Source organism: Solidesulfovibrio magneticus RS-1 (assembly GCF_000010665.1).
GTDB lineage: Bacteria > Desulfobacterota > Desulfovibrionia > Desulfovibrionales > Desulfovibrionaceae > Solidesulfovibrio > Solidesulfovibrio magneticus.
In genome coordinates, this window is the sequence record NC_012796.1 from 2913097 (window position 1) to 2931206 (window position 18110).

At 66.3% G+C, this 18110-nt stretch carries 16 protein-coding genes; 11 read left to right on the top strand and 5 right to left on the bottom strand.

The genetic code is table 11. From position 1 onward, the window contains the following. Window positions 1-128: 128 nt before the first annotated feature. The 11 genes from mnmG (at window position 129) to DMR_RS12505 (ending at window position 10717) form a co-directional block, all read left to right on the top strand. Entirely contained in the window at window positions 129-1991 is a 1863-nt protein-coding gene (gene mnmG / locus DMR_RS12460; RefSeq protein WP_043600627.1) for a tRNA uridine-5-carboxymethylaminomethyl(34) synthesis enzyme MnmG, read from the top strand. A 42-nt stretch (window positions 1992-2033) separates the two neighbouring features. Continuing rightward, window positions 2034-3116: a hypothetical protein gene (locus DMR_RS12465; RefSeq protein ID WP_043600629.1), complete on the top strand. Its 1083-nt coding sequence runs from the start codon at window positions 2034-2036 to the stop codon at window positions 3114-3116. Window positions 3117-3251: 135 nt separating this feature from the next. After that, entirely contained in the window at window positions 3252-4070 is an 819-nt protein-coding gene (locus tag DMR_RS12470) for a hemolysin family protein (RefSeq protein WP_015861275.1), read from the top strand. 106 nt (window positions 4071-4176) lie between these two features. Beyond that, window positions 4177-5703, top strand: coding sequence for an apolipoprotein N-acyltransferase (lnt, locus tag DMR_RS12475; RefSeq protein ID WP_015861276.1), 1527 nt, complete (start codon window positions 4177-4179; stop codon window positions 5701-5703). Between the two features lie 21 nt (window positions 5704-5724). Then, window positions 5725-6838, top strand: a protein-coding gene (gene prfB, locus DMR_RS12480) for a peptide chain release factor 2 (RefSeq protein ID WP_173362478.1) whose coding sequence is annotated in 2 segments (ribosomal slippage) — window positions 5725-5799 and window positions 5801-6838 — 1113 coding nt in all. Because the reading frame shifts where the segments join, the coding sequence is not laid out codon by codon here. Then, the gene (locus DMR_RS12485) at window positions 6822-7694 is read left to right on the top strand and encodes a GGDEF domain-containing protein (RefSeq protein ID WP_015861278.1); all 873 of its coding nucleotides are present in this window, start codon (window positions 6822-6824) and stop codon (window positions 7692-7694) included. Before prfB ends, DMR_RS12485 begins: the two co-directional genes overlap by 17 nt. An 8-nt stretch (window positions 7695-7702) precedes the next feature. Further along, the gene (locus DMR_RS12490) at window positions 7703-8533 is read left to right on the top strand and encodes a MinD/ParA family protein (protein ID WP_015861279.1); all 831 of its coding nucleotides are present in this window, start codon (window positions 7703-7705) and stop codon (window positions 8531-8533) included. A 111-nt stretch (window positions 8534-8644) separates the two neighbouring features. Next, complete coding sequence (locus tag DMR_RS12495) at window positions 8645-8920, top strand: HU family DNA-binding protein (RefSeq protein ID WP_005993416.1); 276 nt, start codon at window positions 8645-8647, stop codon at window positions 8918-8920. A 5-nt stretch (window positions 8921-8925) separates the two neighbouring features. Continuing rightward, window positions 8926-9783 (top strand): UshA-like (seleno)protein family 2, encoded by an 858-nt coding sequence (locus DMR_RS12500; protein WP_015861280.1) that lies wholly within the window; start codon window positions 8926-8928, stop codon window positions 9781-9783. A 52-nt stretch (window positions 9784-9835) separates the two neighbouring features. Beyond that, complete coding sequence (locus tag DMR_RS25055; RefSeq protein WP_173362479.1) at window positions 9836-9985, top strand: hypothetical protein; 150 nt, start codon at window positions 9836-9838, stop codon at window positions 9983-9985. Window positions 9986-10156: 171 nt separating this feature from the next. Continuing rightward, window positions 10157-10717: a UshA-like (seleno)protein family 2 gene (locus DMR_RS12505; RefSeq protein ID WP_015861281.1), complete on the top strand. Its 561-nt coding sequence runs from the start codon at window positions 10157-10159 to the stop codon at window positions 10715-10717. A 343-nt stretch (window positions 10718-11060) separates the two neighbouring features. Here DMR_RS12505 and DMR_RS12510 read toward each other — a convergent pair whose 3' ends face one another. From DMR_RS12510 to DMR_RS12530, 5 genes are all read right to left on the bottom strand, one after another. Further along, the gene (locus tag DMR_RS12510) at window positions 11061-12215 is read right to left on the bottom strand and encodes a glycosyltransferase family 4 protein (RefSeq protein WP_015861282.1); all 1155 of its coding nucleotides are present in this window, start codon (window positions 12213-12215) and stop codon (window positions 11061-11063) included. Further along, window positions 12212-13102: a glycosyltransferase family 2 protein gene (locus DMR_RS12515; RefSeq protein ID WP_015861283.1), complete on the bottom strand. Its 891-nt coding sequence runs from the start codon at window positions 13100-13102 to the stop codon at window positions 12212-12214. Before DMR_RS12515 ends, DMR_RS12510 begins: the two co-directional genes overlap by 4 nt. Next, entirely contained in the window at window positions 13089-15680 is a 2592-nt protein-coding gene (locus DMR_RS12520) for a glycosyltransferase (RefSeq protein WP_015861284.1), read from the bottom strand. Before DMR_RS12520 ends, DMR_RS12515 begins: the two co-directional genes overlap by 14 nt. A gap of 140 nt (window positions 15681-15820) precedes the next feature. Beyond that, entirely contained in the window at window positions 15821-17200 is a 1380-nt protein-coding gene (locus tag DMR_RS12525) for an ABC transporter ATP-binding protein (protein WP_015861285.1), read from the bottom strand. Further along, complete coding sequence (locus tag DMR_RS12530) at window positions 17190-18068, bottom strand: ABC transporter permease (RefSeq protein ID WP_232502783.1); 879 nt, start codon at window positions 18066-18068, stop codon at window positions 17190-17192. The genes DMR_RS12525 and DMR_RS12530 overlap by 11 nt, the downstream gene beginning before the upstream one ends. Window positions 18069-18110: the final 42 nt, after the last annotated feature.

The following is an 18110-nucleotide window of genomic DNA, read 5'->3' on the forward strand; positions in this document are numbered from 1 at the left end:
CCCCCCATTTTTTGCCCATTCCACCCCTTGCAAGGTGGTCCGGGGGAGATTATCCCCCCCGGCGGGGCGTCGGGGCAGCGCCCCGACATGCTCTTTCCCTTTCCCTACGCCGGAGGCGCGTGACTTCCATGACGTTCGACATCATCGTGATCGGGGCCGGACACGCCGGCTGCGAGGCGGCCATGGCCGCCGCCAGGCTCGGCCATAAGACCCTGCTTCTCACCCAGAACGTGGACCGCATCGGCCACCTGTCCTGCAATCCGGCCATCGGCGGGCTGGCCAAGGGGCACATGGTCCGCGAGATCGACGCCCTTGGCGGCATGATGGGCCTGTGGGCCGACGCCGCCGGCATCCAGTTCCGCACGTTAAACACCAGCAAAGGTCCGGCCGTGCGCGCCACCCGCGCCCAGATCGACCGCGACGAGTATATGCGGGTGGTCAAGCGCGACGTGTTTGCCCAGGAAAACCTCACCGTGCGCCAGGACAGCGCCGAGGACATCCTGGCCGAGGCCGGGCGTGTCAGCGGCCTGCGCGTCGCCTCGGGCGAAATCTTTGCCACCCGGGCCGTCATCGTCACCACCGGCACGTTTCTGGGCGGGCTTATCCACATCGGTCTGACCCAGCTGCGCGGGGGCCGCCTGGGCGATCCGCCTTCCGACGGCTTGCCTGCCAGCCTGCGCCGCCATGGGCTGATCTTTGGCCGCCTCAAGACCGGCACCACCCCGCGCCTGCTGGCCAAGAGCATCGACTTTTCCGTGACCGTGCCCCAGCCCGGCGACACGCCGCCGCCGGGGTTCAGCTTCCACGGCCCCGGGCCGGTGCTGCCCCAGGTTCCCTGCTATCTTACCCACACCAACGCCCGCACCCACGAGGCCATCCGGGCCGGTTTCGAGCGTTCGCCCCTTTTTACCGGCGTCATCCAGGGGACCGGCGCGCGCTACTGCCCCTCGGTGGAAGACAAGGTGGCCCGGTTTCCCGAGCGCGACCGCCATCATGTGTTCCTGGAGCCCGAAGGCCTGGAAAGCCCGGAGATCTACCCCAACGGCATCTCCACCAGCCTGCCCATCGAGACCCAAAAGGCCATGATCGCCACCATCCCGGGCCTGGAAAACGCGGTCATCGTGCGCCCGGGCTACGCCATCGAATACGACTACGCCGACCCGGTGCAGCTGTCCCCGACCCTGGAAACCAAGGCCCTGCCGGGACTGTACTTGGCCGGCCAGATAAACGGCACCTCCGGCTACGAGGAGGCCGCCGCCCAGGGCCTGTGGGCCTCGCTCAACGCCTGTCTGGCGCTTTCCGGCCGTCCGCCGTTTCTCCTGCGCCGCGATCAGGCCTACATGGCCGTCCTGGTCGATGACCTCGTTACCAAGGGGACCAGCGAACCCTACCGCATGTTCACCTCCCGGGCCGAGCATCGGCTGCTCTTGCGCGAGGGCAACGCCGACGCCCGGCTGACCGCCCTGGGTCGGGAGATCGGCTTGGTAGGCGAGGCCCAATGGGCGCGTTACCAGGCCAAGGAAGCGTCCATCGCCCAGGCCCTGGCCGGGCTGGCCGAACGTCGGGTGCGGCCCGGAGACTGCGACGACGCGGCCTGGGAGGCCCTTGGCGGCAAGCCGGCCGAGCGCAGCCTGCGCCTGGACGAACTCCTGCGTCGCCCGGCCGTCACGCTGCCTGATCTGTTCCGTTTCTGGCCCGAACTGGCCGAACTGCCGGCTGAGGCGGCCGTGGAAGCCGAGACCCGCGTCAAATATGACGGGTACTTGAAGCGCCAGGAGGAGCTGGCCGGCCGGGCCGGCCGCCATGAGGGCGTGGAGTTGCCCCAGGACCTCGACTACGCCGCCGTGGCCGGGCTGTCCCGGGAAGTGGTGGAAAAGCTCATCCGGGTGGCCCCGCGCAGCCTGGGCCAGGCCTCGCGCATCTCGGGCGTCACCCCGGCGGCGGTGTCCTGTCTGGAAATCCATCTCAAAAAGCTGTCCAGACAGGCCTAAAAGCCCCTTGTGCCCGCCCGGGCGATGGCTTATGACCGATTCATGGCGGAATTCTGGGGGTTTGCCCACCTTCCGGCTTTTTTAAGCCTCTTTGACCCCGGTTGGTGGGATCGGATGCTCGACGCCACCAACACCGGCCATGCCTCGCCCGAGGCCCTGCTCATCATGGCCATGATTTTCGGGACCTTTTTCACACTGATCGGCGTCGGCGCGTTCGTGAAGACCAAATACCGGCCTTCGGACGTGCGCCCAACCACCTGGATCACCAAGCCGGCCGAGGTCCGGGCCCTGGTGGAAACGGCCCTGACCCAGCGCAGCAAGGTCCGGGTGAGCTTTGTGCGCGACGATCCCGGCGCGCGCATGACCGACGCCGCCATCGTCGCCGCCTCGCCGGGACGCGGCATCGAACTCGAAATGACGTCGCTGGTGCGGGCCAACCCGACCTGGATCGGCAAGCTCGTGGCCTGCGATTTTCGCCTGCGCATCGACCCCCACCGCGATCTGCACAGCTTCTACAACTTCGTTGCCCCCATCCTGGCCATCGGCAAGGCCGGCGACAACTTCATTCACATGACCGTGGACTGGCCGGCCCGCCTGGAACTGGAGCAAAAGCGCGGGTTCTTGCGGGTGGAGCCGCCGCAAAACGTCATTCTCGAACTGGAATTGTGGCACGAATCCACCATCAAGAACAACCGGGGCCGCTTTGCCGACCCGGCCACCTGGGGGGAACCGCTTTTGCGCTATGACCCCAAGTTCGACACGCCCGACATTGAACTGCGCAACATTTCCGGCGGCGGCCTGCGCCTGGAGGTCCAGCACGAGGCCTACCGCCGGGGGCATCGCCTGTTCGAGCCGACCTCGCGCTTCATCGCCCGGCTGCTTTTGGCCGAGCCGGAAATCGGCCAGCCCGTGGAGTTCAATCTGGCTCTGCGCCTGCAGAATATCTACGGCGATCCCAAGGCCCTGGGCATCGTCGGCGTGGGCTTTCACATCACGAGCTTTGCCGTGCCCGGCGACACGCCCGGCGAGCCGCTGTCCTGGAAAACCGCCGCCGCCGGCGTGCCGGCCCTGGACGACTGGGCCTACCGCCGCCATCTGGCCATCTACCGCCAACGCGGCGAATAGCCCCATGGACGAACGCCAAGATCGTTGTTAGTATTTTTGTTCCGCTATCCGGGCTTGTCACGGAAACGACGCAATTCCCGGAGTACTTCGCGGAAAAACGCCGCATGACGGCGCGCCCCGCTTAGGAGGATCAGGTTGGACGACGATTCCGATGGTCGGTTTTGGAATGCCCTGACCAAATTTTTCCGCCAAAAAAGCATTTCCCTTGAAGAGTTGATCCAGGAAGCCCGGGCGGAGGGTTCCATCATCCCGGAAGACGCCTCCATGCTGCTCAACATCCTGCGGCTGGAAAGCAAGCAGGTGTCGGACATCATGGTGCCGCGCCCGGACATCGTCTGCGCCGAGATCGACGACGGCCTGGACGCCGTGTGCGCGCTGATCAAAACCCACGGCCACTCCCGCATCCCGGTCTACGAAGGCAACCGCGACAACATCCTGGGCGTGCTCTACGCCAAGGACATCCTCAGCAACATGCTGCCGGTCTGCGGCGAAACGCCCGATCTGCGCGCCATCATGCGCGAGGCGCTGTTTGTCCCGGAGACGCTGGACCTTAAAAAGATGCTCCTGGAATTTCGCAGCCAGAAAAAGCACATGGCCGTGGCCCTGGACGAATACGGCGGCACGTCGGGGCTGCTCACCCTGGAAGACGTGCTGGAAGAGATCGTCGGCGAAATCGAGGACGAACACGACCCGAGCAAGCCCGAGGAGATCCGGGAGCTGCGGCCTGGCGTCCATCAGGTTTCCGGCCGGGCCATGCTCGAAGACATCAACACCGCCCTGGGCCTGTCCCTGGAGTCGGAGCAAGTGGAGACCATCGGCGGCTTCCTTACCGAATTGGCCGGCCGCGTGCCCCGGCAGGGCGACGCCTTCACCCTGGACGGACGGCGCTTCACCGTCCGCGAGGCCGATCGCCGCCAGATCCGCTCCATCGTCATCGAGCCGGCCGAGGCCTAACTGTCGCTAATCACTTTTCCCGTCGAGGGGGTCCGGGGGGATCACCCCCCCGGCCGCCGGAGGCTTTCCCCCTGCCGCCTATCCTCAAATCCCCGGAAGTGACGCCGTGATCCTTGCCGCTTTTCTTGCCGTGTGCGGGGCCTGGTTCGGCCTGGCCAATCCCGTCGCCCGCCTGCCGCTACTCATGCTGTTGCTGCCGGCCGGTTTGGCCTACCTCGCCTGCCGGGCCGAAACCGCCAGGCAAGCCGCCAAATGGGCCTACTGGACCGGCGCGCTGGCCGCCGCCGGCAATCTCTATTGGACCTGCCTGCCTGTTCACGACTTCGGCGGCATGCCCTGGGTGCTGGCCACGCCCGTGCCGGTGCTCATGGGCCTGGTTCTTGGCGCGTACGCCGCCGCCCTGGCCCTGGCCTGGCGCTTTGGCGCGGCAAGGCTTCCGGCTTGGCTGTTTGTGCCCTACGCCGGGGCTGCCTGGACCGTCATGGAAATGTTGCGGGGCACGCTTTTCACCGGCTTTCCCTGGCTCACCCTGGCCGGAGCTTTTTCGCCCTGGCCCATGGCCATCCAGGGCGCGGCCTACCTCGGGGCTTATGGCCTCTCGGGCCTGCTCGCCGCCCTGGCCGCCGCCCCGGCCGTCTACGGGCTTTTCTCCCGTCCGACCCTGGCCGTTATCCTCATTGCGGCCGGATTGGCCTTTCTCGGCAACCGCCGGCTGGCCGACCCCGTGCCCAAGATTGCCGCCGCCCATGTGACCATCGTCCAGGGCAACGTGGACCAGAGCCGCAAATGGGCCCCGGAGGCCGAGGAAGAGACGGTCGAAAAGTACATTGAACTGTCCAGGGGCGCCCTGTCCGATGCGCCTTCCGACCTCCTTATCTGGCCCGAGACCTCCATGCCGTTTTTCTTCCAGGATGGCGGCCATCTCGCCCAGCGCGTGCGCGACTTCGTCGCCTCGGCCGGAGTGCCCCTGGTCTTTGGCGCGCCGGCCTATGAGCGCACCCTGGGTGGGCACGTGCTTTATAACCGGGCCTTCCTGCTGGCCCCGGACGGCGTGACCGCCGGCTACGACAAGGAACATCTCGTCCCCTTTGGCGAATACGTGCCTCTGGGGCAGTACCTGACCTTCATCGGCAAGCTGGTCGAGGGCGTGGGCGACTTCAAACCCGGCGCGTCGGCCGCTCCCCTACGTCAGGGCGACCTTGCCCTGGGAACGCTCATTTGCTATGAAGCAATCTTTCCCGAACTCGCTCAAAAACGGGTGGAAGCCGGGGCCAACGTCCTGGTCAACATCTCCAACGACGCCTGGTTCGGCGATACGGCGGCTCCCCGGCAGCATCTCGATCTGGCGCTGCTGCGGGCCGTCGAACAAGGACGGGCGCTCATCCGAGGCACCAACACGGGCATTTCCGCCGTGATCGACCCCCGGGGGCGCGTCATGGCCCAGGGCGGCCTTTTCACGGCCCTGGCCCTGCCATGCCCGGAGACGCCCATCGTGTCGGAAACGACCTGGTATCACCGCTGCTACGGCCTGATCACCTGGGGCCTGCCGGCCCTGTTCGTGCTCCTGGGGCTGGCCGCTTGCTTAAGGCCCGTTCGGTCCCGCGACCGCCGCCCCGGCGGGCTGACCCTTTAACCCCAAGCGACTGCTCACGACATGCTGCAATATTCGGAACTGCGCACCCAGGGCGCCGAGCTTTTGGAAAAATTCGAAGGATTCTGGAGGCGTCTTTGACCTGGACAAAAGCCGCCAGCGTCTTGAACTCATCGAAGCCGAACTGTCCCAGCCCGGCGCTTGGGATAATCCCGAGCGTCTGACCCCGATTCTTCGGGAAAAAAGCGCCCTGGCCACCAAGGTCGCCGACGGCGAGCGTCTGCTGGCCGCCCGGGCCGACCTTGAGGAATGGCTCGGCATGGCCAAGGACGACGGCAGCCCGGAGATCCTCGACGCCCTGGCCGAACAGATCGACACGCTTCGCTCCGAACTGGCCGACGCCGAACTGGCCGCCTTTTTCGGCCCCGAGGACAACGCCGACGCCATCCTTGAAATCCACCCCGGAGCCGGCGGCACCGAGGCCCAGGACTGGGCCGAGATGCTGCTGCGCATGTACCGCCGCTGGGCCGAACGCAAGCGTTTCGACGTCAAGATGCTCGACTTCCTGCCCGGCGACGAAGCCGGCGTCAAAAGCGTCACCCTGCAAATTTCCGGCCCTTACGCCTACGGCCTGCTGGCCGTGGAAAAAGGCATCCACCGGTTGATCCGCATCTCGCCCTTCGACTCTTCGGGCCGACGCCACACCTCCTTTGCCTCGGTGGACGTCTACCCCGACGCCGGCGTGGACATCGACATCGAGGTGAAGGAAGACGATCTGCGGGTGGACGTGTTCCGGGCGTCGGGGCCGGGCGGCCAGCACGTCAACAAGACGTCCTCGGCCATCCGCATCACCCACCTGCCCACCAACATCGTGGTGCAGTGCCAAAACGAGAAGTCGCAGCACCGCAACCGTGAGACGGCCATGAAGGTGCTCAAGGCCAGGCTTTATGACCTGGAGCTCAAAAAGCTTGAGGCCGAGAAGCAGGAAAGCTACGAATCCAAAAACGCCATCGGTTTCGGATCCCAGATAAGGACCTACACCATGCAGCCATACCGACTGGTCAAGGACCATCGCACCGGCGTGGACGCCGGCGACGTCGAAGCGGTGTTGGACGGCGACCTGGACAAGTTCATTCGCGGCTTCCTCCTGGCGTCGGGCGATGACTCCCGCAAATAGCGACGGCTGTTCGCCGGACTTCCCGGACGAGGCCCTGGCCGCCGAGCTGGACGAGCTGCGCCAGTTGCTCGACGGAACGGACAAGCCGGCTTGCGCCGAGGAAGGTGAAGGGCTGGTCATCATGCGCTTGTGCTCGGGGCTGACGCTTCAGGAATGGGAGGGGCTTGGCGCGCGGCGCGACCTGCGCGACTGGATGGCCCTGCCCATCACCGCCAACCCGTTCCCTTATCTCACGCGTATCCAGCAGACGCTCAAGGAACTGGTCTTTCTCTCCGAACACGATCCCCTGACCAAGCTTCACAACCGGGGCGCGTTCGAGCGTATCCTGTCCGCCGAACTCATCCGCTCCTCGCGCTCGGGCCAGCCCCTGGCCCTGGTGCTGCTCGACCTCGACAATTTCAAAACGGTCAACGACACCTACGGCCACCCCTGCGGCGACCGGGTGCTGGAAACCATGGGCGCGCTTTTGGCCGCCGAAAAGCGCACCTACGACTACGCCGCCCGGGTCGGCGGCGAGGAATTCGCCCTGATCCTGCCTGGCGTCGGCATGGTCCGGGCCGAAGGCATCGTCGAGCGCCTCATCGAATCGGCCCGCACGCTTCGGGTGGTCTGCGACGGTGTGGACACGCCCCTTTGCGTGACCCTTTCCGCCGGCATCGCCTGCACCAAGGGCAAAGTGGCCATCGGCTGGGAGAAGCTCTACGCCATGGCCGACGAGGCCCTCTATGCGGCCAAAGCGGCGGGCAAGGACCGCGTCCGCTGCGCCCCCATCGCCGACCTGACCGGAACCCCTGAAAAAACCCTGGTGCGGGCCGATGAAAAGCGCTTTCTTTTCACCGGCACGACCAAAGGATGATACGGCGTATGCCCGAAGCCTCAAATCCCAACGCCACGCTGTCGGTGGCCATTTTAAGCGGCAAGGGCGGGGTCGGGAAATCCAACCTGACGCTGAACCTCAGCTATGCCCTGTTTCGCGCCGGCCACCGGGTGCTGCTCATGGACTTCGACGTGGGCCTGGCCAACGTCGACGTGCTGCTCGGCCTGTCGCCGGAAAAAAATCTCCAGGACCTGTTTCGCCCGGAAGTGACCGCTGCCGAGGTCATGGTGCCTGTCGAGCCCGGCGGTTTCGACTTCCTGCCGGCGGCCAGCGGCGTGCCCGAGCTGCTGGAGATGGACGACGACATGCGCGAGGTGCTGTTCCAAAAGCTTAACGGCGTGTTTGGCGGCTACGACTACCTCATGCTCGACCTCGGGGCCGGCATCTCGCCCACGGTGCTGTCCGTGGCCGCCATGAGCCAGATGCGGGTGCTGGTCGTCACTCCGGAACCGACTTCGCTCACCGACTCCTACGCCGTCATCAAGGTGCTCCACACCCAGTACGGCATTTCCGACTTCCACGTGCTGGTCAACCAAGTGGAGCGGGTCTCGGACACCCAGGCCACCTTTGCCCGGCTGTCGGCGGCTTGCAGCCATTTCCTGGGCTTCGAACCCCAGCTCATCGGCGGCGTGCGTCATGACCAGGCCCTGCCCGACGCCGTGCGCCGCCAGATTCCCCTGCTGCGCCACGCCCCCAAAAGCCCCGCCGCCCTGGACATCGTCAGCGGCGCGGTGCGGCTGCACCGGGTGCGCCAGCAGCGCCACGACGAACTGCTCGGCGGGCCGGTGCTGGGAAAAATTCCAACGATTCGCAAGTAGGACTTGACGGGGGACCGTTGTTTTCGGCAATGGTATGAAATAGATGGACGATTGCACTCCGCCAGCTTGGGGAGGCGTCCGGCCAACCGTCAACAGCGCGAGGACCACGCGATGAACAAAAGCGAACTCATCAAGACCCTGGCCGAGACCAAGGACCTGCACATCGACGAAGCCGCCGACATCGTCAACGCCTTTGTCGATTCCGTCAAACAGGCGCTTATCAACGAAGACCGCGTGGAAATCCGGGGATTCGGCAGCTTCAAGATCAAGGGCTACAAGGGCTACACCGGCCGCAATCCCAAGTCCGGCGACGTCGTCACCGTGGCGCCCAAGAAGCTTCCCTTCTTCCGCCCCGGCAAGGAACTCAAGGAATATCTCAACAAGTAGCACCCATGCGCACCCTGACCACCTTGCTGCTGGTCCTGGCCGTCACGGCTATGACCACGGCGGCGGCGTTGGCCGCTGAACCGGCGCTGACCATCCTCTACGCCGGCAATACCTACGGCTATTTCGACCCCTGCCCCACCTGCGGCCCGCAAAAGCTCGGCGGACTGGCCCGGCGGGCCAGCGCAATCGACACGGCCCGAGCTTCCGGCAAAACCCTGGCCATAGCCGGACCCTGGGAATTCGCTCCCGAAGTCTCGGCCGCCCCGCCCGAGCCGGCCAAGCTCCCGGCCGTGGCCAAGGCCCACGAAAAACTTCGCTATGACGCCCTGGCCGTCACACCCCAGGAAGCGGCCATCCTGTCGGCCAACAAGGCCGCCCTGCCCAAGGGGGCCGTGCTGCTTGGCGACGCGCCCACCACGGCCGTCGTCAACGTCGGCGGCAAGCAGGTCGGGTTGGTCTTTTTCCCCATGCCGAAAGACATCAGCGCCGCTGTGCCGGACAAACTCATAGACGCCGCGGCCAAGGCCGCCGTCGAACTGCGCGGCAAGGTCGCCCTGGTGGTGGGCGTGAGCCCCTGGGGAGCGCTTGACGAAGAAGCCTTCATCAACGCCAAGTCCGGCGCGGTGGATGTGCTGCTTGGCAGCGGCGGCGGCTCGGGCTTTGCTTCGCGCACCTCCAAGGACGGCCGTACCCTGTGGACCCGGGCCTACATCAAGGGCAAGACCATAAACCGCCTGGATCTGGCCGCCCTGCCGGGCGCGCCGGGATTTAGCTGGAAAATCGGCGAGAACTTCACGGCCAAGGTCGACCCCCTGGACGAGAACTTCCCGCAAGATCCGGCTGTCGAGGCCATTCTCAAGTAATTTCGGCCGTCGCCTCTTCCGGGCGGCGGCCTTTAACCTTTCGAGGCTAACCGTGTACACCGCATTGCGCCGCCTGCTGGCTGCGGCGTTGTTCCTGGCCCTGACGGTCCTCTACGGCCTTCCGACCCAGGCCCAGGAACCGGCACTGACCATCGTCCTGTCCGGCAACACCTACGGCAACTACGAGCCCTGCCCGTCCTGAGGCGGTAAGCTCGTCGGCGGGCTGGCCCGGAGGGCCGCCTTCATCGAATCGCTGCGCAGCGCCGCGCTTGGCAAGGACCGTACCCTGGTCATTGCCGCCCCTTTTGAAATCCTGTCCGACGGCCCGGAGAAAAAGCCCGAGCCGCGCCGCCTGCCGGCCATCAGCCAGGCCATGGCGCGCCTTCGCTACGACGCCGGGGCCATCCTGCCTAGCGAAGCCGAGTATCTCCAAAGCGTCGGTGCGCCCATCCCGGCCGGCTTCACGGTTCTTGGCGACAAGCCGGCCACCGCTGTCATCGACAAGGGCGGGGTCAAGGTGGGCATCGTCTTTTTCCCGGCCCCGGCCGATCTGACCAAACCCACGCCCCCGGCCGTGGGCGACGCCGTGGCCGAGGCGGCCAGGAAGCTGCGGCCATCGGCGGCTCTGGTCATCGGCGTCAGCGGCATTGGCATGCTCGACGAGGAAGCCTTCCTGGCCGCCCACCCCGACGCCCTGGACGTGCTGCTGGGCAGCGGCCTTAACGCCGGCACGGCCGGACGGCCCGGCCCCGGCGGCAAGACGCTTTTCGCCCGGGCCTATACCCGAGGCAAGACCGTCAACCGCCTGGACCTCCAGCAACTGCCAGGCGGCCCGGATTTTGCCTGGAAGCTGGGCGAGAACTTCAAGGCCGAGGTGGTGAACCTCGACGAGGCCTACCCGGCCGATCCCGAGATCAAGAAGCTGTTCGAATAGCCAGGCGTCGCCGCCGCGCGCCGCCTGGCAAGGCAATACGCCCCGCCCTCCCCGCAGTCCGGCTGCGATGAGGGCGGGGCGTTTTCACGTCGTAGGGGAGGCCTCGTCTCACGACCACAAAAAGTACATGGGGATTCCGCGGACAACAGGCTAAACCCCTTAATATTTCTTAAAAAACCATCGTATTTGTTAAGGGACGCGACTCGAGAAGCGTCAACGGTTGGCTGGAGAGGCTGTCGCCTGTCCGTTGTCGTGGGTAAGGCGCAAGGGCACGAAATGGCGCCAGACGACCACCAAGGGCGTCCCAGGGGCCTTCACAGAAACCGGCGACAATGAGGGTGGGCTACCCCCAGGCCGGCGGCTGGGAGACGACGCGCGCGTAGGCGTCAAGAACGATGCGGGCGGTGGTGTCCCAGGAAAAAAGCCCGGCCCGGGCCAGGGATTTTTCCCGCAGCGTCGCCGCCATTGCCGTATCAGCGCTCAGCGCGGCCATGGCCCGGGCCAACCCGGCCACGTCTAGGGGATCGACCAGCACGGCCGCGTCCCCGGCCACTTCCGGCAATGATGTGGCGTCGGCGCAGATGACCGCCGCGCCAAGGCTCATGGCCTCCAGCACCGGCAAGCCGAAGCCCTCGAACAGGGACGGATAGAGGAAGGCGTGGCACGAGGCGTAGAGCCAGGCCAGTTCGGCGTCGGACACGTAGCCCGTGAAGACGAGATGCTCGGCAATGCCCAGTTCAGCCGCCGTGCGGGCCAGATCGTCCATGAGCCAGCCCTTGCCGCCGGCCAGGACCAGGGGCATGGTCCCGCCGGTCTCCCGCCGCCAGGCGGCGTAGGCGGCGAAAAGCCGCTCATGGTTTTTTCGCGGCTCGATGGTGCCCACGCACAGCCAAAAGGAACCCGTTTCCATTCCGTCCAAGGCGGCCGGCCGGGTCCGGGGGCTCGACAGGCCAAAGCGGCTGGCCAGCGGGGCCACCACCGTGCGTTCCCGGGGATAGCGCGGAAAAACCTTCAAGAAGTGCTTGAGGGAATATTTCGAGATCGAGACGATGCAATCCGCCCGGATCGCCGCCCCAAAGACGCCGTCGAAACAGCCGGTGCGGTTGCCCTCTGTTGTCCAGGCCGGCTCGACCAGAAACGACAGGTCATAAAGCGTGTAGACCAGCCGCGCCCGGGTCAGGCCCGTTGGGCAAAAAAAGTTGTTGGCGTGGACAATGTCTGGTTGCCCCAGGCGGGCCTCAAAATCGGCCGGCGGCTGGCGGAAGAAGCGTTTCTGGTCCCAAAAACGGCCAAAGGCCGGCCCCTGGCGGAATCGGCCGCCAGCGGGGCGCAAACAAGCCCCGGGGCGCGGCTCGCGGAAAAAGTCGCCCCAGGCCGGATAGAGCACATAGTCGTTGGCCGTATCCACATGGGCCAGGGAACTCAACAACCCGGCCGCGAAATAGCCGCAGCCGGCCTTGCCCGAACCGGTCTGGGAGACGTCGAAGCCGATCCTCATGCCGGGCCGCCTCCGGGGCGGATAAGGCCCCGCGTCAACCAGGAAGCGACGGTGCGCCATAACCCCGGCGAGATCGAACGGTTCCAGCGCCAGGATGCCCCCAGCGACGCCAGGGCCACGGCCGGGGTAAAGAGCCGGCTGCCCGTTAAACCCCACTGCTCTTCCACCAGGACATGGGCGTAGTTGCACAGCCACCGGTCCGGGGTCGTGCCGAAGGTGTGGCGCAGCATGTCGTTGATCTCGGCGTGGACTTTCAGCCGTGCCCCGGAGGTCTTGGTCTGGGGGTAGAACCGCGACCCGGCCAGCTTGCGCGGCAGGTAGCGGAAGACCGCCCCGCCCTTGGCCAGTCGCAGCCAGAATTCGTAGTCCAGGGTATACTGCCAGCGCAGGTCCAGGACGCCGAAGCGCTCCACGGCCCGGCGGCGCACGAAGGCAGCCGGCTGGCAGATGATGCAGCGCTCCTTGAGGCGCGTGAGATCAAAAGGCTGCACCGGGTAGGCCTCGATGAAGGCGTCGTGGACATCGATATGGTCGCCGTCGCCGTAAACCACATCCACGTCGGGATGTTCTTCAAACACCTCAAGCACTGCTTGTAGCGCGCCGGGCATATACACATCGTCGGAATTGAGCCAGGCAATGACCTCGCCGGTTGTGGCGGCAATGCCCTTGTTGACAGCGTCGGGCTGGCCCTTGTCGCGCTCCGACCGGAAGGTCAGACGGTCGCCGTAGCTTTCCAGCACGGCCACGGTCTCGTCGGTGCTGCCGCCGTCCATGACCACGTATTCAAGGTCGGCCACACCCTGGGACAGCACGCTGTCGATGGTGCGGCCAATAAATTGCCCCTGGTTGTAGGAGGGCGTGACGGCGGCGACGCTAAGCTTGCCCATGGTCGCCTCCGGCGTAACGCAGATCCACGTCGCGCGCGCCGTCGGTTAGGCGCAGCTCTTCGCAGCGCGCCGACAGCCGTCGCCGGTCCGCGCCCGGCCCCTGGCCGTCGCCCCGGCGCGCGCCGTCGAACAGGAATTCCACGCAGCCGCCGGCCGGCGGCAGGTCGAGGGAAAACGCCGCCCGGCCGCCGCGCTTGAGCGTTTGCGCCTTGCCGACCGCCCGGCCGGCCACCAGGGCCGTCACCGTCACCCGGGCCGCCGGGGCCTCGGCCGGCAGGGCGAATGTCGCCCGCAGCCACTGGCGATGGGCCGCCGGGCCATAGGCCGCGAAAAGCCTCGTCCCGCACCAACCGTCGGCCCACAGCCCGCGCACGGCCGTGCTCTGGGACACCGGCCGGGCCAGCACGTCCTCGAAAACAGCCAGGTACTTTCGGGCCATGTCCTCGGGGCCGCCGAAGGCGGCCAGTCGCTCCCGACCCTTGGCCACAAGCCCTTCGACCAGCCCGGGTTCGTCCAGGAGCCGGCTCAAGGCGGCGACAATCGTATCGGGCCGCTTGGGATCGAAATAGAGCGCCGCATCGCCGCCGACCTCGGGCAGGCTGGTCACGTCGGAACAGACAATCGGCGTGCCCACGGCCATGGCCTCGACCAGCGGCATCCCGAAGCCCTCGAAGAGCGAGGGGAAAACCAAAGCAGCCGCGCCGGTCATAAGCGCCGAAAGCTCCTCATCGGACACGTAGCCGGCAAAAGTCACCCGCTCGGCCAATCCCAGGCGCGCCGCCGCCTGACCGAGTTCGGCCCGAAGCCCGGTGTCCGCCCCGGTCAATACCAACCGGACGTCGTCGGTCCGGCCGGCTGCCAACATGCCGAAAGCGGTCAGCAACATGCGGTGGTTTTTATGCGGCCAGTAATTGGCCGGATAAAGGAAATAGCGCGCTTCTCCCAGCTCCAGACGCGCCCGGGCGGCCGCCACGGCCTCGGGGGCGGCGCGCATCAGCCGGCGCGGCAGGGAGATATGCACCGTGGCCGTGCGCCCGGGCGGCACATTGCCCTGGGCCAGCACGGACTGGCGGGTGAATTCCGAGATGCACACCAGCCGCTCGGCCAGCCGGGCGGCGGTCAAGAATGTGCGCTCCCGCCCGGCCTCGTCATCGGGCGCGAAAAACTGCGGATAGGCGGCGTACTGCAGATCATAGACCACCGACACGGCCGGCACGTCGGGATGGTGGAAATAGGGCATGGTAAACGGGCAGAAATACAGGTCCACGGGCTGGCCGCGCCAGTGGGCCAAGCCGCGCAGCCGCCCCAGGGTCGAGGCCCGGACCCGCTCGACGTTTGGCGCGTCGAGGTGGGAGAGCTCCTCGTGGGCGGCGTCGGCGGTCAGGCACACGAAGCGCCAGTCCGGCCGCATGTCGCACAAGGCGTGGAGCAGCAGGATAGTCATGAGCTTGGCCCCGCCGTTGTCGCCCCCGGGCAGCACCGGGGTGAGATCGACCAGCACGAGCGCCTTGTCCGTGGCCTTGGCGGCCGGGACGGCCCGGCGGCCGCGCTCCTTGAGCACGTATTTGACGGCCTTGTTCCAGAACCAGGCCACCCGACCGACTCGCAGGAGCGCCTTGTTGACGAACTGGGGCAGCCGCCCCTCGGACACCCAGCCCGAGGCCATCTCGCGCACCACGCCTTCCAGGCCCCCGATCACCGGAGCCTCGCCGCCGCACAGCCGATCCGCCTCGGCCTCGGCCGCCTCGGCCCGGCGGGCCAGATCGAGCATGGACAGGGTCAGCCGGCCGTCCGGCTGGGCGCAAAGCGCCTTTTCCACAGCAGCGTCGTCGTGGTCGGCCAGGGCTTCCTTGCCGGCCAGAAACAGCATGTCGTAAGGGAAAAGCGCCGTGCCAAAGCGCAGATGCGGCAACCCGGCGGCCGTGAAAAGCGCCCGCGCCGCTGACTGGCTGAAAAGATAGAGGTGTTCGGCCGGCAGCAACATGCGCGTAAACGGATCGGCCTCGGCCAAAAGCCGCTCATGGCTGGCCCCGGCCGGAAAGCGTGGGGTCTGCACCAGCACCACCCCGCCCGGAGCAAGCAGCTCGGCCACCCGCCGCAGCAACCCCACCGGATCGGGCAGATGCTCCAACACGTCCATGAGGACCACAGCCGAAAGGCTCCCCGGAGCAATGGCCTGCTCCTCCAGTGGCCCGGCCAAAACTTCTATGCCGAAGGTTTCCCCGGCCAACCGGGCCACCGAGCCGTCAAGCTCCAGCCCCCTGGCCCGAAACCCGGCCCGCGACAAGAGCGCCGTGAAGCCGCCGTGGGCACAACCCAGCTCCAACGTCTCGCCCGGCGGCAGACAGGCCGAAAGCAGAAACTTGAGCCAGCCCAGGCAGCGCTCGGGCAAATCGCGCCGGGCCCGGACCTCAATGGACGGCTGGCCCAGGTCGGCCACCTGATGGTCGTACCAGTAGTCCCGGCCGTAGCGCTCGCCGTCCTCGACCCGCGACACCAAGGTGCCGCAGCCCGGGCACAGCATGTACTCGGCCCCGAAAGGCTCCAACCCGCCCATCCCGCACCAACACTGCCGCATATGAAAACTCCCAAACTGGGGGAGGAAACCCCTTTTTGAAAAAAGGGGTTTCCTCCCCCAGACCCCCACCTTCCCCAAAAACTTTCCAAGGGGGTGGGTTAACTATTGTCCGTGTTCGTTGGTCCCGTCGCGCTGGGGAATTACGGAGCGGACTCGCCGCCATACAGGCGCAGGGTCGCCTGGCCGGGCAGATTGGCCACGCCGTGATGGGTGAGCTGCACGGGCGTGGTGTCGCGGCTGCGAAACGTCACCAGGAAATCCCCGGCCCGGGTCACGATGGAGATGACCGTGGTCCGGCCCTCCAGTTCTTCGTGGGACAGGCTGGCCCGGCGCTCGAAATCGCTCACGGACAGGGCCGAAAAGCCGAGATTGAAGGTGTATTCGCCCGGAGCCAGATCGAGCTTGAGATCAAAACGCGCCCGCAACACCGTGCCGTTCGGCGTGGCCAGGGCGTGGTCGCAGTCGAATTGCAGGGTGTTTTTGCCGAAAACGATCACGCGCTTGTCGTTTATCAGTTCCACCCCGGCCACGGCCACTTCCAGGTCGTGGCGCACGGCGTAGCGGCAAAAAATCGAGACCGTCTCGCCCTGCTCGAAGCTGCGGCAGGGTTGGCCCGAGGCGTCGCACACGGCCACGTGGGTGCAGCCGGCCCAGTCGTTTTCGGCCACGGCCGCGCCGGAAAGATCAAGGAAGGCGTCCTGGGCCGGCCAGCCGTCGCCGTCCTGGCCTTCGGGCGGCAGGTCGAGATTTCGCGACGCGTCGCCAAGGGATGTCGGCACGTAGTCGCCGCCGCCGACCATGTAGCGTTTGACCGCCGCCGCCGCGTCGCCGAGATAGCCCACCCGGCCGTGTTCGAGGAGCAGTCCCCGCCGGCAGAACTGGGCCACGTCGTTCATGGCGTGGGAAACGAGCACCACCACCGTGCCTTGAGCCAGGAGTCCTTCCAGGCGCTTGTAGCATTTCTGGCGGAAAAAGACGTCGCCCACGGCCAAGGCCTCGTCGATGATAAGGACGTCCGGGGTGAGGCTCGTGGTCACGGCAAAGGCCAGGCGCAAGAACATGCCGCTGGAATAGGTGCGCACCGGCTGGTCGAAGTGCGGCCCGATGTCGGCAAAGGCCGCGATGTCGTCCATGCGGGCCAGGGCCTCGGCCCGGGGGATGCCCAGCACGGCGGCGTTGACAAAGACGTTTTGCCGGCCGGTAAATTCCGGCTTAAACCCGGAACCGAGTTCCAGAAGCGCCGTGGTGCGCTCGGGCAGGATGGCCTCGCCGCCGGTCGGCTCCAGCACGCCGGCCAGGATTTGCAGCAGGGTCGATTTGCCGGCTCCGTTCTTGCCGATGATGCCAAAGGATTCGCCGGGCGAGACAGTAAATGACACGTCGCGAAGGGCCCAGTGCTCGCGGTAAAGCTTCTTGCCGCCGGGCACGAGCATCTGGCGCAGCCGGTCCTGGGGCCGGGCGTAGAGCTCGTACATCTTGGAGACGTTTCGCACGTCGATGACCGGGGTCTCAGACGACATCGGCAAAAAGCCTCTTCACATTGGTAAAAAAGGAGTACCCGGCCAGCATGACCACGGCGCAAATGACGGTGGTCAGCCCCAGGGCCGGCCAGTCCGGCATCTGACCATAAATAATGGTCCGGCGCAGGTGGTCCACCACGGGATGCAGCGGATTAAGCGCCAAAAGGTCCCGGTACGGCTCGGGCACGGCCGAGAGCGGATAGAGGATGGGGGTGGCGAAAAACAGCAGCTGCACAACCACGCCGATGATGTTGCCCAGGTCCTTGAGAAACACCCCCACCGGGGCCAGCAGCCAACACAGCCCCAAAGTCAGCATGGCCAGGGGGATGTAGGCCAGGGGGGCCAAAAGTGCGGTCGGGTGCAAGGCTCCGGTGGTGACCAGCACCCCCAGGACCACCAGGGACAGGGCGGCCAGGGATTCCAGGCAGGCGGCCAGCACCAGCCCCACCGGCAGGATCTCCAGGGGAAACTGGACTTTTTTGATGAAATTGACGTTTTCCGAAAGAAGTCTCGGCGCGCGGTTCACACTGCCCGAAAAGACCTCAAAGGCCGTCAGCCCGGCGAACAGGATCAGGGCGTAACCGGCAACGCCGCCGTCAGCCCCGGCCCAGGAGGGCTTGAAGACCACCGAGAACACGAAGGTGTAGACGGCCAGGGTCGCCAGGGGGGAAACGAGGCTCCACAGCGCCCCGAGCTGGGCCCCGTGGTAGCGCGAGGCGAACTCGATGCGGGTAAAAGCGGCCAAAAGCTCGCGACGACGCCAAAAGGCCCGGGCAAAGGCCACCGGACCGAGGTTCGCGGCTAGGCCGGCCCACAAGGAGCCGGCCCGGGGCCGCCGCACGACCATGACCTTGGATTGCGTATACATGGAGCCGGTTGCATATTCGATGGAATTGACGCATGTCAACGC